Annotated in this window: 11 protein-coding genes; 6 read left to right on the forward strand and 5 right to left on the reverse strand. The window is 60.3% G+C overall.

Translation table 11 applies throughout. From position 1 onward, the window contains the following. Positions 1–52 precede the first annotated feature (52 nt). On the forward strand, positions 53–280 hold the full coding sequence (locus ACMX25_RS22400; protein WP_031360613.1) for a sulfurtransferase TusA family protein: 228 nt from the start codon (positions 53–55) through the stop codon (positions 278–280). A 100-nt stretch (positions 281–380) separates the two neighbouring features. Here the strand turns inward: ACMX25_RS22400 and galU are convergent, their stop codons facing one another. Next, on the reverse strand, positions 381–1,262 hold the full coding sequence (gene galU / locus ACMX25_RS22405; RefSeq protein ID WP_414952264.1) for a UTP--glucose-1-phosphate uridylyltransferase GalU: 882 nt from the start codon (positions 1,260–1,262) through the stop codon (positions 381–383). Positions 1,263–1,477: 215 nt separating this feature from the next. Beyond that, positions 1,478–4,360, reverse strand: coding sequence for a valine--tRNA ligase (locus tag ACMX25_RS22410; RefSeq protein WP_414952265.1), 2,883 nt, complete (start codon positions 4,358–4,360; stop codon positions 1,478–1,480). A gap of 221 nt (positions 4,361–4,581) precedes the next feature. On the opposite strand from ACMX25_RS22410, the gene ACMX25_RS22415 reads away from it, so the two are divergent. From ACMX25_RS22415 to ACMX25_RS22435, 5 genes are all read left to right on the forward strand, one after another. Beyond that, positions 4,582–6,942, forward strand: coding sequence for a UvrD-helicase domain-containing protein (locus tag ACMX25_RS22415; RefSeq protein ID WP_414952266.1), 2,361 nt, complete (start codon positions 4,582–4,584; stop codon positions 6,940–6,942). Then, positions 6,939–7,730 carry a 5'-methylthioadenosine/adenosylhomocysteine nucleosidase gene (locus tag ACMX25_RS22420; protein ID WP_414952267.1) on the forward strand — a complete coding sequence of 264 codons (792 nt, stop codon included), beginning with the start codon at positions 6,939–6,941 and terminating at the stop codon, positions 7,728–7,730. Before ACMX25_RS22415 ends, ACMX25_RS22420 begins: the two co-directional genes overlap by 4 nt. A 360-nt stretch (positions 7,731–8,090) precedes the next feature. Next, positions 8,091–8,312, forward strand: a complete 222-nt coding sequence (locus tag ACMX25_RS22425; RefSeq protein ID WP_414952268.1) for a hypothetical protein — start codon at positions 8,091–8,093, stop codon at positions 8,310–8,312. Further along, entirely contained in the window at positions 8,309–8,812 is a 504-nt protein-coding gene (locus ACMX25_RS22430) for a hypothetical protein (protein WP_414952269.1), read from the forward strand. The genes ACMX25_RS22425 and ACMX25_RS22430 overlap by 4 nt, the downstream gene beginning before the upstream one ends. A 76-nt stretch (positions 8,813–8,888) precedes the next feature. Further along, positions 8,889–10,853, forward strand: coding sequence for a propionate--CoA ligase (locus ACMX25_RS22435; protein ID WP_414952270.1), 1,965 nt, complete (start codon positions 8,889–8,891; stop codon positions 10,851–10,853). A gap of 10 nt (positions 10,854–10,863) precedes the next feature. Here ACMX25_RS22435 and ACMX25_RS22440 read toward each other — a convergent pair whose 3' ends face one another. From ACMX25_RS22440 to ACMX25_RS22450, 3 genes are all read right to left on the reverse strand, one after another. Next, complete coding sequence (locus ACMX25_RS22440; RefSeq protein WP_414952271.1) at positions 10,864–11,388, reverse strand: helix-turn-helix transcriptional regulator; 525 nt, start codon at positions 11,386–11,388, stop codon at positions 10,864–10,866. After that, the gene (locus tag ACMX25_RS22445; protein WP_414952338.1) at positions 11,367–11,672 is read right to left on the reverse strand and encodes a hypothetical protein; all 306 of its coding nucleotides are present in this window, start codon (positions 11,670–11,672) and stop codon (positions 11,367–11,369) included. Before ACMX25_RS22445 ends, ACMX25_RS22440 begins: the two co-directional genes overlap by 22 nt. 140 nt (positions 11,673–11,812) lie before the next feature. Further along, positions 11,813–13,057 (reverse strand): MFS transporter, encoded by a 1,245-nt coding sequence (locus ACMX25_RS22450; RefSeq protein WP_414952272.1) that lies wholly within the window; start codon positions 13,055–13,057, stop codon positions 11,813–11,815. Positions 13,058–13,156: the final 99 nt, after the last annotated feature.

The following is a 13,156-nucleotide window of genomic DNA, read 5'->3' on the forward strand; positions in this document are numbered from 1 at the left end:
ACTGGGGTAAAATCGAATCCTCAATAAGCGGGTTCGAACAAGGCTCAATCTGATGGAAGTGCACAAGGAAGTCGATGCGCGCGGGCTCATGTGCCCGCTGCCCATCTTGCGGGCGAAGAAGGCGCTGTCCGATATGCAAAGCGGCCAGATATTGAAAGTGCTGGCGACCGACCCGGGTTCGCAACGCGACTTTGCCGCGTTTTCGAAGCAAACGGGCAATGAGCTGGTGGAATCGACCTCGCACGACAAGGTGTTCACCTTCCTCATGCGCCGTCGCTGATCGACTGAAGGCCAAACAAAAATGCCCATGATTTTAATCATGGGCATTTTTTTCGGCCGCAAAACCGCGCGCTGGCGGCTTAGGGTTTGAGCATTGGCAATTAACCGACCAGGTGCGGCGAACGCGTGTTCAGATATTCCTGGAAATCCTTGGCCACTTCCGGATGACGCAGCGCGAATTCCACTGTCGCCTTCAAATAGCCCAGCTTGCTGCCGCAATCGAAACGCGTGCCGTGGTACTTGTACGCGAGCACTTGTTCGTCAGCGAGCAACGACTGGATAGCATCCGTCAGTTGCAATTCGCCGCCGGCGCCCGGCTTCAATGCACGGATGTGATCGAAGACGCGCGGTTTCAGCACATATCGCCCGACCACGCCCAGGTTTGACGGCGCATCGGCGGGTTCCGGCTTTTCCACAATGCCCGACAGCTTGAAAATATTATCTTCCCATTCTTTCCCGTCGATCACGCCGTACGACTTGGAATCCTGAGCCGGGATCTCCTCCACGCCAATCACCGAGCTGTGATAGTGGTCGAAGACTTCGATCATCTGCGTCATCACCGGCGGCGTGCCGTACAACAAGTCATCGGCGAGAATCACGGCGAACGGGTTGTCGCCCACGAGCTTTTCCGCGCACAGCACGGCGTGGCCGAGACCGAGCGCTTCGGCCTGACGCACATAGAAACAATCCACGTGGCTCGGTTTGATGCTGCGCACGAGATCGAGCAGCTTTTGCTTGCCGCGCGCTTCCAGTTCGGCTTCGATCTCATACGATTTGTCGAAGTGATCCTCGATCGCGCGCTTGCTGCGGCCCGTCACGAAGATCATCTCCGTGATGCCGGCGGCCATGGCCTCTTCGACCGCGTACTGGATCAGCGGTTTGTCAACGACGGGCAGCATTTCCTTCGGGCTGGCCTTGGTCGCGGGGAGGAATCGGGTACCGAGACCCGCAACCGGGAAAACCGCTTTCGTAACTTTTAGCATTTGATGACCCTGATCCTCGTATCGTGTTTAAACGTCAAGCCTGAAACGTTGGGCATGGAAGCAGATGCCATGATGCAGGTTGATGCGTTGATAAAAAAGTGCGGCGAAATTAATTCTTCAAGCATAAATACGCACTTTGCTATAAGACGGAACAAGCAATCGGTTGTTTTCAGGGTTCAGCCGAGCGTATTTGGCCCGCTCAACCCCTCGAAGGCCTATGCCGGAAGCCGCGACAACTGCGCTTTCAACTTGTCAGAAGTCGATTCGAATTCCGCCAGCCGCTTGCGCTCCTGCTCGACCACCGCGGCGGGCGCGCGCGCCACGAAACTCTCGTTTTCCAGCTTCACGCGGGCTTTCGCGATCTCCTGCGTCAGTCGATCCACTTCCTTCGTGAGCCGTTCGCGCTCAGCCGCAACGTCGATTTCGACCTTCAACACCAGCTTGTTCGTTCCTACGATAGCAACTGGCGCGCCACTTGCCTCCGCATCGAGCTCGGATTCGTCGGAAATGATCTTTACCTCAGACAAACGCGCCAGCACCTGGACATAAGGCGCGAATGACTTGAGCCGTGCTTCGTCACCGGTTGCCAGCAGCGGCACTTTGACCGCCGGCGACAGATTCATTTCGCCACGCAGATTACGACATGAATCGATGATTGCCTTCAGTTCGGCCGCCCACTGTTCAGACGATTCATCAATTTTAGATGGCTCCGCGACAGGGTATTGCTGAATCATGATCGACGCGGTTTCCTCGCCTTGAGCGGCTTGCGGATACCGGTCGGTCAGCGGCGCAACCTTCTGCCACAAGGCTTCCGTGATGAATGGAATCACCGGGTGCGCGAGGCGCAGCACCGTTTCCAGCACGCGAAGCAGGGTGCGGCGAGTCGCGCGCTGCTGCTCGGGCGCGCCGGTCTGGATCTGCACCTTGGCCAACTCGAGATACCAGTCGCAATACTCGTCCCAGACGAATTTGTAGATGGCGCTTGCCACGTTGTCGAAACGGTAATCGGCGAAACCCTTCTCCACTTCGGCTTCCACGCGCTGCAACAGCGACACGATCCAGAAGTCCGCCTGGGAGAAATGGAGGTATCCGCCCGGTCCGCAATCGCCTGCTTCGCATTCCTCCGGCTTACCGAAACCACAATCGTGGCCCTCGGTGTTCATCAGGACGAAGCGGGTAGCATTCCACAGCTTATTGCAAAAATTACGATATCCCTCGCACCTTGCCAGATCAAAATTGACATTGCGACCGAGCGTTGCCATGGACGCCATCGTGAAACGCAGCGCGTCGGTGCCGAACGGCGGAATTCCGTCTGGAAACTCCTTGCGGGTCTTTTTCTCGATCTTTACGGCTTGCTTCGGGTCCATCAGGCCGGTAATCCGCTTCGAAACGAGCGTTTCCAGGTCGATTCCGTCGACGATATCGATGGGATCGAGCGTATTGCCCTTGCTCTTTGACATCTTCTTGCCTTCCGCGTCACGCACGAGACCGTGGACGTAGACCGTGTCGAAAGGGACCTTGTTGGTGAAATGCGTGGTCATCATCACCATCCGGGCAACCCAGAAGAAGATGATGTCGAAACCCGTCACGAGCACCGACGAAGGCAGGAAGTGCTTGAGTTCCGGCGTTTCGTTCGGCCATCCGAGGGATGAAAACGGCACGAGCGCCGATGAAAACCACGTGTCGAGCACGTCGTCATCGCGTTTGAGCGCGCCGGTATAGCCTTTTTCCGCAGCTTCCGCGCGGGCTTCTTCTTCGGTTTTCGCGACGAAAATTTCGCCGTTATCGCCGTACCAAGCGGGGATTTGATGGCCCCACCAAAGTTGCCGCGAGATACACCAGTCCTGGATGTTTTCGAGCCACTGGTAATAGGTCGTCGACCAGTTTTCCGGGACGAACTTGATTTCACCGTTGCGGACCACGTCGAGCGCCGTTTCGGCAATCGATTTACCCGGATGGAACGTGCCTTCCGGCGCCGGCTTGCTCATGGCGACGAACCATTGGTCGGTGAGCATGGGTTCGATCACCGTGGCGGTGCGGTCGCCGCGCGGCACCATCAGCGCGTGCGGCTTGACGGATTCGAGCAGGCCGAGCGCTTCCAGATCGGCTACGACTTCCTTGCGGGCGACGAAACGATCCATGCCGCGATACTTTTCCGGCGCGTTGCCATTGATCTTGGCGTCGAGCGTGAGGATCTCGATCATCGGCAACTTGTGGCGCAGGCCGACCTGATAGTCGTTGAAGTCATGCGCGGGCGTGACCTTGACCACGCCGGTGCCGAACTCGCGATCCACGTAATCGTCGGCGATCACCGGGATTTCCCGGTTCGACAACGGCAGCACGACCGTCTTGCCGATCAAATGCGCGTAACGCTCGTCGTCCGGGTGGACCATCACGGCGGTGTCGCCGAGCATGGTTTCCGGGCGCGTGGTGGCAACCGTCACGTGGCCGGAGCCGTCGGGCAGCGGATACTGGATGTGCCACAGGCTGCCCGCTTCTTCTTCGCTGACCACTTCCAGGTCCGAGACGGCGGTGCCCAGCACCGGGTCCCAGTTCACCAGCCGCTTGCCGCGATAGATCAGGCCTTGCTTGAACAGCGTGACGAATACGTCGATAACAACGGGCGACATCTTGTCGTCCATCGTGAAATATTCCCGCGACCAGTCGATGGACGCTCCCAGGCGGCGCACCTGGCCTGTAATGGTCGAACCGGATTGCTGCTTCCATTCCCAGACGCGTTTCAGGAATTCCTCGCGGCCGAGATCATGACGCGATACGCCTTGTGCATCGAGCTGGCGCTCCACCACGATTTGCGTAGCGATTCCGGCGTGGTCCGTTCCAGGCAGCCACAGCGTGTTTTCGCCGAGCATGCGGTGATAGCGCGTGAGGCTATCCATGATGGTCTGGTTGAACGCGTGACCCATGTGCAGCGTGCCGGTGACGTTCGGCGGCGGGAGCTGGATCGAGAAATCTTTTTTGCCTTCGATCAGGGTCGGCGCAGCGTAGCCGCGCTTTTCCCATTCCGGGCCCCAATGGGACTCAATGTTCTGGGGCTCGAAACTCTTCGCAAGCGTGTTGTCAGTCGTGTTGTCACTCATGGGGTGGAATCTGCCGAAAAATGCGTAAGAAAGAAGCGGGGGTCGGGGAATTATAAGGTGTTGGAGGGTGGGGCCGGCGCGAAGGCGCTTCAATCGCACACGGGATTTGTTCGAGGGGAGGTTCGGCGGGAAGTTGAGGCGAGCGACCCTGTCCCCAACCCAAGTGCCAACGACCGCTTCCCCGCCGTTTTATAATACCTGTCCCACCGGAAAACTCCCCCATGCCCGATCTGCTCGCCAATCTGAACCCCGAACAACTTGCCGCCGTCACGCTGCCGAACGAGCCGGCGCTTATTCTCGCGGGCGCGGGCAGCGGCAAGACGCGCGTGCTCATCACGCGTATCGCCTGGCTGATCCAGCAAGGATTCGCGTCGCCCCCGACCATTCTCGCCGTCACCTTCACGAACAAGGCCGCCAAGGAAATGATGGCGCGCCTGACCGCGATCATGCCGATCGACACGCGCGGCATGTGGATCGGCACCTTTCACGGCCTGTGCAACCGCATGCTGCGCGCGCATTTTCGCGACGCCGGGCTGCCGCAGACCTTCCAGATCCTCGATACCGCCGACCAGTTGTCCGCCATCAAACGGCTGATGAAGGGCTTGAATATCGACGATGAAAAATATCCGGCCAAGAATCTCCAGTACTTCATCAACAACGCCAAGGAACAAGGGCTGCGCCCGAAAGACGTCGACGCGACCGATTCCTTCAACATGAAGTTCGTCGAGTTGTACGCAGCCTACGAGCAGCAATGCCAGCGCGAAGGCGTGGTCGATTTCCCTGAGCTGCTGCTGCGCTGCTACGAATTGCTCGCGCACAATCCGCCGTTGCGCGCGCACTATCAGGCGCGGTTTCGCAACATCCTGGTCGATGAGTTCCAGGACACGAACAAACTGCAGTACGCGTGGCTGAAAATGCTGGCGGGCGAGCACAACGCGATCTTCGCGGTCGGCGACGACGATCAGTCCATCTACGCGTTTCGCGGCGCGAATGTCGGCAACATGCACGACTTCGAGCGCGAGTACCACGTGCGCAACATGATCAAGCTCGAGCAGAACTATCGCTCGCACGGTCATATTCTCGATACCGCCAACTTCCTGATCGCGAAGAACTCACGGCGGCTCGGCAAGAATCTTCGTACCGACGCCGGTCATGGCGAACCGGTACGCGTGTACGAGGCCGCGACCGATACGCAAGAGGCGGCGTGGATCGTCGAGGAGATCAAGGCGATGATCCATGCCGGCGCGACGCGCGGCGAGATCGCCATTCTGTATAGAAGCAACGCGCAGTCGCGGACCATCGAACACACGCTGGTGAATGCGGGCATTGCGTATCGCGTGTATGGCGGCTTGCGGTTCTTCGAGCGCCAGGAAGTGAAGCACGCGCTCGCGTATCTGCGCCTGATCGACAACCCGAACGACGATACCGCGTTCGCCCGCGTCGTGAATTTTCCGACGCGCGGAATCGGTGCAAGGTCGATCGAACAACTGGCCGACGCCGCGCGCCTCTACAACTGTTCGATGGCCGCCGCCGTTCCCTACGTGATGGGCAAGGCGGGGTCGAGCATCGGCGCGTTTGCGCAACTGATCGCCAAGATGCGCGCTGAAACGCAGCAGATGAGCCTGCCGGAAACCGTCGAATACGTGGTTCGCGCGAGCGGTCTTGCCACGCATTACGAGAACGAGCGTGAAGGTCAGGATCGGCTGGAGAACTTGCAGGAAGTGGTGAATGCCGCGGCGGCGTTCGTGCAGGAGGAGGGCTATGGGCTCGATACCCCCGCGCGTTCCATTCCGCTTCGTCCGGGCGCGACGAACGCGCCGGAGATTGGCTTGGCGACCGGCGATCCGGCCGTCGATGTGCTCGACCCGGAGAGCCCCGCCGATCCCGCGCAAAATCCCGACACCATGACGCCGCTGGCCGGGTTCCTGTCGCACGCATCGCTCGAGGCCGGCGACAACCAGGCGCAAGCCGGCCAGGACGCCGTGCAACTGATGACGGTGCACGCGGCCAAGGGTCTGGAATTCACGGCGGTGTTCATCACGGGCCTGGAGGAAGGCCTGTTCCCGCACGAGAACAGCGCTCAGGAAAGCGACGGGCTCGAAGAAGAGCGGCGACTGGCGTACGTGGCAATCACGCGGGCGAAGGAGCGGTTGTATCTGTCGTTTGCACAGAGCCGGATGTTGCACGGCCAGACGCGTTACAACATCCGTTCCCGTTTCTTCGATGAACTCCCGGAAGGCTCGCTCAAGTGGCTCACGCCGAAGGTGGAGGCGGGCGCACGCTGGGGCGGCCGGTCGGATAACGCCGGCTGGGGCCGCGACTGGTTCGCCAAGCCCGACAAGGAACGCGCTGCGTACGCCGATCCCGATGCTGGCAAGCCGTTGCCCGCGTTCGCGAACAATCAACGCGCCGCCGACACCGGTTTCAAGGTCGGTCAGCCCGTGTTTCATAACAAGTTTGGCGAAGGCACGGTGATCGGACTCGAAGGCACGGGCGCCGATGCCCGCGCGCAAGTCCGCTTCAAACGCCACGGGGAGAAGTGGCTCGCGCTGGCGGTGGCGAAGTTGCAGGCCGTGGAATGAGCGTGGACGTGAAGCGTCTTGGCATCATGGCCGCGTTGCCGCAGGAACTGGGCGATCTGATCGAATCGATGCGCGCGGCCGGTGAGGTGCGCACTGAGACCATCGGCCGGCGCGAATATCACGTCGGCATCGCGCATGGCGTGCCGTGCGTGGTGACGCTGGCGCGTGTCGGAAAAGTGGCCGCGGCCGCAACGGCTAGCGCATTGATCCATCTGTTCGGCGTTGACGCCATTGTGTTCACGGGCGTGGCCGGTGGCGTTCGCGCGGACGTGCAAGTAGGCGATATCGTGATTGGCGACACGCTGATGCAGCACGATCTCGACGCCTCGCCGTTATTTCCGCGTTTTGAAGTGCCGTTGCTGGGCATGTCTTGTTTTCCCGGCGATGCCACGCTGAATGCCGCCTTGGCAGATGCATGCAAGGCATTTCTCGCCGATGAGCATGCCGCATTGGAGAGCCGGTTTAGCGTGCATCCGCCACGATTGCATCGCGGGCTGATCGTGAGCGGCGACCGGTTTGTATCGAGTCACGACGAGGTGAACGCGCTGCGTGCGGCGTTGCCCGACGCGCTCGCGGTCGAGATGGAAGGCGCGGCGCTCGCGCAAGTGTGTTTCGAACACAGTGTTGCATGTTCGGTCGTGCGCACGGTCTCGGACACCGCCGACGCGGACGCGCCCGAATCTTTCCTCGAGTTCCTGCATGCGCTGGGCGGCGCGTATTCGTCGGGGATCTTGCGACGGTTTTTGTCCGCGTGGGGTTCCACGGGCGACGTACGTAGTCCTTCCTGAGCATCGCTTTCGTCAGCGCACGGCTATTCGTCGGGCATTCGGCGACTGTCTCCGGCCGCGTGGGCTTGCATAGGCGACGCGCGTCTTTCCTTACTGAAAACCGTCCCCTTTAGCGCCCGGCAATTCTTTAAGCCCAGCGGCGCGTTCTGCCTCCGTTCTGCACTGAAAGTAACAGCGAAACTTGTAGCGGCCTTTTATATGCGTCGCGTCGCGCAGCAGGGCGAGCGCCCCGTGCCGTTTCTCCACACCCTCGTCTTCATCGTCCGCATCTCTTCTATCTCCCCCGGTTTGCTCCCAAAATTCACGCTTGTAAGTGAGAATGATTCGCAATTACAATGTTCGCGACGACAGGAGGTCCACATGACCGAAACGACGCCCGGCTCCAGCCGGGCACAGCGCGCAATGTCCGCGAACGCCGCACGGGTGATCGAGACCACGCGCCGCGCATGGCTCGCCGGAGCGGCGCAGCCCATCAGCGATATCGCCGAGCCCCGACTGTCCCGGCCACTCCGGCTTTCACGTCGTCCGATAGCCGCAAACCTTGCATTAGCCATGAATTTCTGGAGCACGAGACCGCTGTGATTGCTACCCCATCTCTGTTGGCCAAGTCCGTCGTTATTGGCGCGTCCGTCGCGTCAGATCTACCCGATCCGCGCATGCACGATGCCAGCCGCTTTCCGCTCGTGCGCTTGCGCCGGCGCGCGGTGCAGCCGGGCTATGCGTTCGGCTGGGGCGCTGAGATGCAGCGGTTGTTATCGTTGAAGACGCCGTTTGTGATCGTGTCCGACCATGACGCCGATGAAACCGCCGACGACACGCGGCTGCGCAGCGCATGGCTACGTTCCCACCGCGAAACGCTCGCCCTTTTTTGCCGCGGATTCATTGTGATCGAGCCGAGGATCGAAGCGCGGGCGTCGACGCGGGAAGCCGTTCGCGCCGCGACCGAGGGCAGCGGCGTGCGAATGGTCGTGGTGTCCAGCATGCGAGTGGCCGGCGAACTCACGCCGGTGCTGCTTAACCATTCGGCAACCGATCTGCAGAAATCCGTGCCAACCGACAAGCCGCGTTTGCAGATGCCTTAACGAGGCGTCGCGACCTGTCCCGGCCTGCCGTCGACTCAGGGCCGTCCCTCTCTAGCAGCGCCCCACGGGCTGAACTATGCTCAGGAGCAATTCGTCCGCGCCTGAACCTGATTCAGGCGTGGCGTTCCGCTACCAGACAGGGGTTCGAATGCCGACTTATCGTGAAGCTCATCGCCGTTCGATTGAAGATCCGGAATCATTCTGGGGCGAGCAGGCGGGGCGTATTCATTGGGAAACGCCGTTCAAGCAAGTGCTTGAACGCAGCAATCCGCCATTCGCGCGCTGGTTCGTCGGCGGCAAGACCAATCTCTGCTACAACGCCGTCGACCGGCATCTCGCCGCGCGCGCTCAGCAAAATGCGCTGGTGTATGTATCGACGGAAACGGGCATCGAGCGCCGCTACACCTATGCCGAACTGCACGCTGAAGTGAACCGCATGGCCGCTGTCATGCGCTCGCTCGGCGTGAGCCAGGGCGAGCGCGTGCTGATCTATTTGCCGATGATCCCCGAAGCCCTGTTCGCGATGCTCGCATGCGCGCGGCTCGGCGCGATCCATTCGGTCGTGTTCGGCGGCTTCGCCGCGCCGAGTCTGGCGGCGCGCATTGACGACGCCACGCCCGTGCTGATCGTTACCGCCGACGCCGGTGCGCGGGCGGGCAAGGTGATCGATTACACGCCGCTTGTGGACGAAGCGCTGGCGCGCGCCACGCACAAAGTGCCGAAGGTATTGTTGATCGACCGCCAGCTCGCGCCGGAACGGTTGCAGGCGCCGTATCTGGTTTCATACGAGCCGTTGCGCGAACAGTTCTTCGACGCTCACGTCCCTTGCGTCTGGCTCGAATCGAATGAACCGTCGTATGTGCTCTATACGTCGGGGACGACTGGCAAGCCGAAGGGCGTGCAACGCGACGTGGGCGGATACGCGGTGGCGCTGGCGGCATCAATGGAACATATCTTCCAGGGCAAGCCGGGCGACACCATGTGGACCGCGTCGGACGTGGGCTGGGTGGTCGGGCACAGCTACATCATTTACGCACCGTTGATTGCCGGACTGACAACGGTCATGTACGAAGGCACGCCGATTCGCCCCGACGGCGGCATCTGGTGGCGGATCATCGCGCAGCACAAGATCAACCTGATGTTCACCGCGCCGACCGCGTTGCGCGTGCTCAAGAAGCAGGACCCGAAGCTGATGGAGCAGGCGGATCTGTCGAGTCTGCGCACGTTGTTCCTGGCGGGCGAACCGCTGGATGAACCCACGGCGCAATGGATTCAAGGAGCATTGAAAAAACCCGTCGTGGATAACTACTGGCAGACCGAAACCGGTTGGCCGATGATCGCGATTCCTCGCGGTATTGAAGCATTGCCGCCGAAGCTAGGATCGCCGGGCGTACCGTCGATGGGCTTTGACTTGACCGTACGCAACGAAGCCACTGGCGAGATCTGCGCGCCGGGTGAGAAGGGCGTGATCACACTTGGTTATCCGCTGCCGCCGGGCTGCATGCAGACGGTATGGGGCGACGATTCGCGTTTCATCAAGACGTATTGGGAAAGCGTGCCGGGGCAGCAACTGTATTCGACCTTCGACTGGGGCGTGACTGACGAAGATGGCTATGTCTCCATCCTCGGACGCACCGACGACGTGATCAACGTGGCGGGACATCGGCTGGGCACGCGTGAGATAGAAGAGGCGTTGAGCAGTCACCGGGCCGTGGCTGAAGTGGCGGTGGTGGGCGTCGCCGATTCAGTAAAAGGGCAAGTCGCACTGGCCTTCGTGGTGGTGCGCGATGCCCAGGCGTTGGAAGCAGAAGGTGCGCGTGAAAAGCTTGAGGCCGAACTTTGCCGCAGCGTGGATGCGCATCTGGGTGCAATCGCCCGGCCTGCCCGCGTTCATTTCCTGGCGATGCTGCCCAAGACGCGGTCGGGCAAGTTGTTGCGGCGGGCGATTGCTGCGTTGGCCGAAGGGCGCGACCCCGGCGATCTGCCGATGATCGAGGATGCCGGGGCGCTTGTTCAGGTGAAGGAGGCTTTGTCGCTTTGACGGCTGATTTCTATTTCACCAAAGCCCGCAACTCACGCTCCGCCCGGTGCGTGATCCGCTGCGCCTCTCTGGTGAGATTGACCTGCATGGTGGTCTTCGCGACTTCATGAACCGCTTGCTCAAGCTGGTACGTGCCTTTCGCTTTAAGCCAGTCCATGACTTCCGCCAGATGCCAGATGGCGGTGCTGCCCTCGTGCACGGGCGACGGAAAAGTGTCCGAGTTCGTGAGCATTAACTTGCGCATGTTCTGACGCGTGACGCCGATGGCGTCGGCGACGTCGGTCAGGCCGACAAAGTCCGGCGATGCTTCCACCAGCGATGCTGACGGAACGGCCGACTTGACGTCCTTCAAGGCGCTCATTAATGCCGCTTGCGCGCTGTCCGCTTCCCGCGTAAATGCCAGCGCAATGCGACCTGGCTGACCAACACCGATCAATGCGTCGTCGCATCCTGCGGCGCCGAGGCGTCCGATCAAAGCTTCATGATCGCAGTTGCTTTCCGACAACCGGTACTTCAATGTGAACGTGTATTCCATGGTGTTACCTTGATTGAGACCGCTGTTTGACCGGAAACCTTTTTTGACTGAAACGTGCAGTTGTCGGCCACGCGCTTGATGGCTCGCGCATGATTCACCGCATTTTTCGGCGTGCTCCACACACTGGTAATGCAGAATTCGCCGCAGCGGCGCTCGGCCGCGCTGTAGGGGCAATAAATCCGGCCCCACGCATGGCTTCCTCCCTGTTCGACGCGCCAGCCGTGCGTTTCTGCATGCCGCAGTGCTTCTTCAATTTCCTTCTTCTGATGCTGTGATCGAGTCATCGTTAGCCCCATAGTAGAGGCGCCCCACAAGGTTGTCAAGTGACAACCTTGTGGGGCGCCTGGAACGTCGAAATGAAAACTCGTTTTAGAGTTGCGCGTTCGTCGGTCGACTGTGTGTCCTGCTCACATGACCGTGATCATCACGTTTTGGCCGTTACCGTTTTTTCCTTCGCATCCCGGGTATTCGGCAGCAGGATCGTCAGGACTCCGATCAGCGGCAGGAACGAACAAACCTTATAGACATAGTCGATGCTCGTCGCGTCAGCCAGATGGCCAAGGACTGCGGCACCGATGCCGCCCATGCCGAACGCAAAACCAAAGAACAACCCCGCCACCATGCCGACCTTGCCCGGCACCAGTTCAGTGGCATAGACCAGGATGGCCGAGAAAGCCGATGCCAGGATCAGCCCGATCACCACGGACAACACGCCGGTCCAGAAGAGGTTTGCAAACGGCAGCATCAGCGTGAATGGCGCAACGCCCAGAATGGATACCCAGATCACAACCTTGCGCCCGATCTTGTCGCCCACGGGACCGCCCACGATCGTGCCCACCGCCACTGCCGCCAGGAACCAGAACAAATGAACCTGCGCGGTTTCCACCGGCAAATGAAACTTGCTGATCAGATAAAACGTGAAGTAGCTGCTGATACTCGCCAGATAAAAGTACTTCGAGAATACGAGCAGCATCAGGACCGTCATTGCCATCAGGACTTTATTGCGCGGCAATGCCGAGACCGTCGCTGAAGCACGCGCCTTCTTTACCGCCGGGTGACGCTGGTACCAGCGGCCGATGTTAGCCAACACGACAATAGCGAGCAGCGCCGCCGCCGAGAACCACGCAATGCTGCGTTGTCCATGTGGCATCACGACCAGAGCGGCCAGCAACGGCCCAAGGGAACTGCCCGCATTGCCGCCGACTTGAAATACCGACTGCGCAAGCCCGTGGCGTCCGCCCGACGCCATGCGCGCCACGCGCGAAGACTCGGGATGGAATATCGACGATCCGCAACCGACCAGCGCCGCGGCGACCAGCAATACCGGAAAGCTTCCGGCCATCGACATCAGCAACAAGCCGCACAGTGTAAAACCCATGCCGACCGGCAGGGAATACGGCTTCGGATGTTTATCGGTATATAAGCCGACCAGCGGCTGAAGCAACGACGCCGTGATCTGGTAAGTCAGCGTAATCAAGCCGATTTGCCCGAACGACAGCGAAAACTCGCTTTTGAACATCGGGTAAATGGCGAGGATCAGCGACTGGATCATGTCGTTGAGCAAATGCGCAAAACTGATCGCGCCGAGCACGGAGAAGGCGGTGCGCGAAACGGCAGGGCTCAAGGCGGGTGCGGCGCCGAGCGCGTTTTTATCGATACTTGTCTGCATGATGATGGCTTGAAGTTGTCTCTCTGAGTGCGTCAAAGTGCCACGGATGCGCGGTGTGCAGATAAGTTTAATGTGTCCTCTACGCATTGTCCGGCCAAA

Origin of the sequence: Caballeronia eucalypticola (assembly GCF_047608185.1) — a bacterium.
Lineage (GTDB): Bacteria > Pseudomonadota > Gammaproteobacteria > Burkholderiales > Burkholderiaceae > Caballeronia.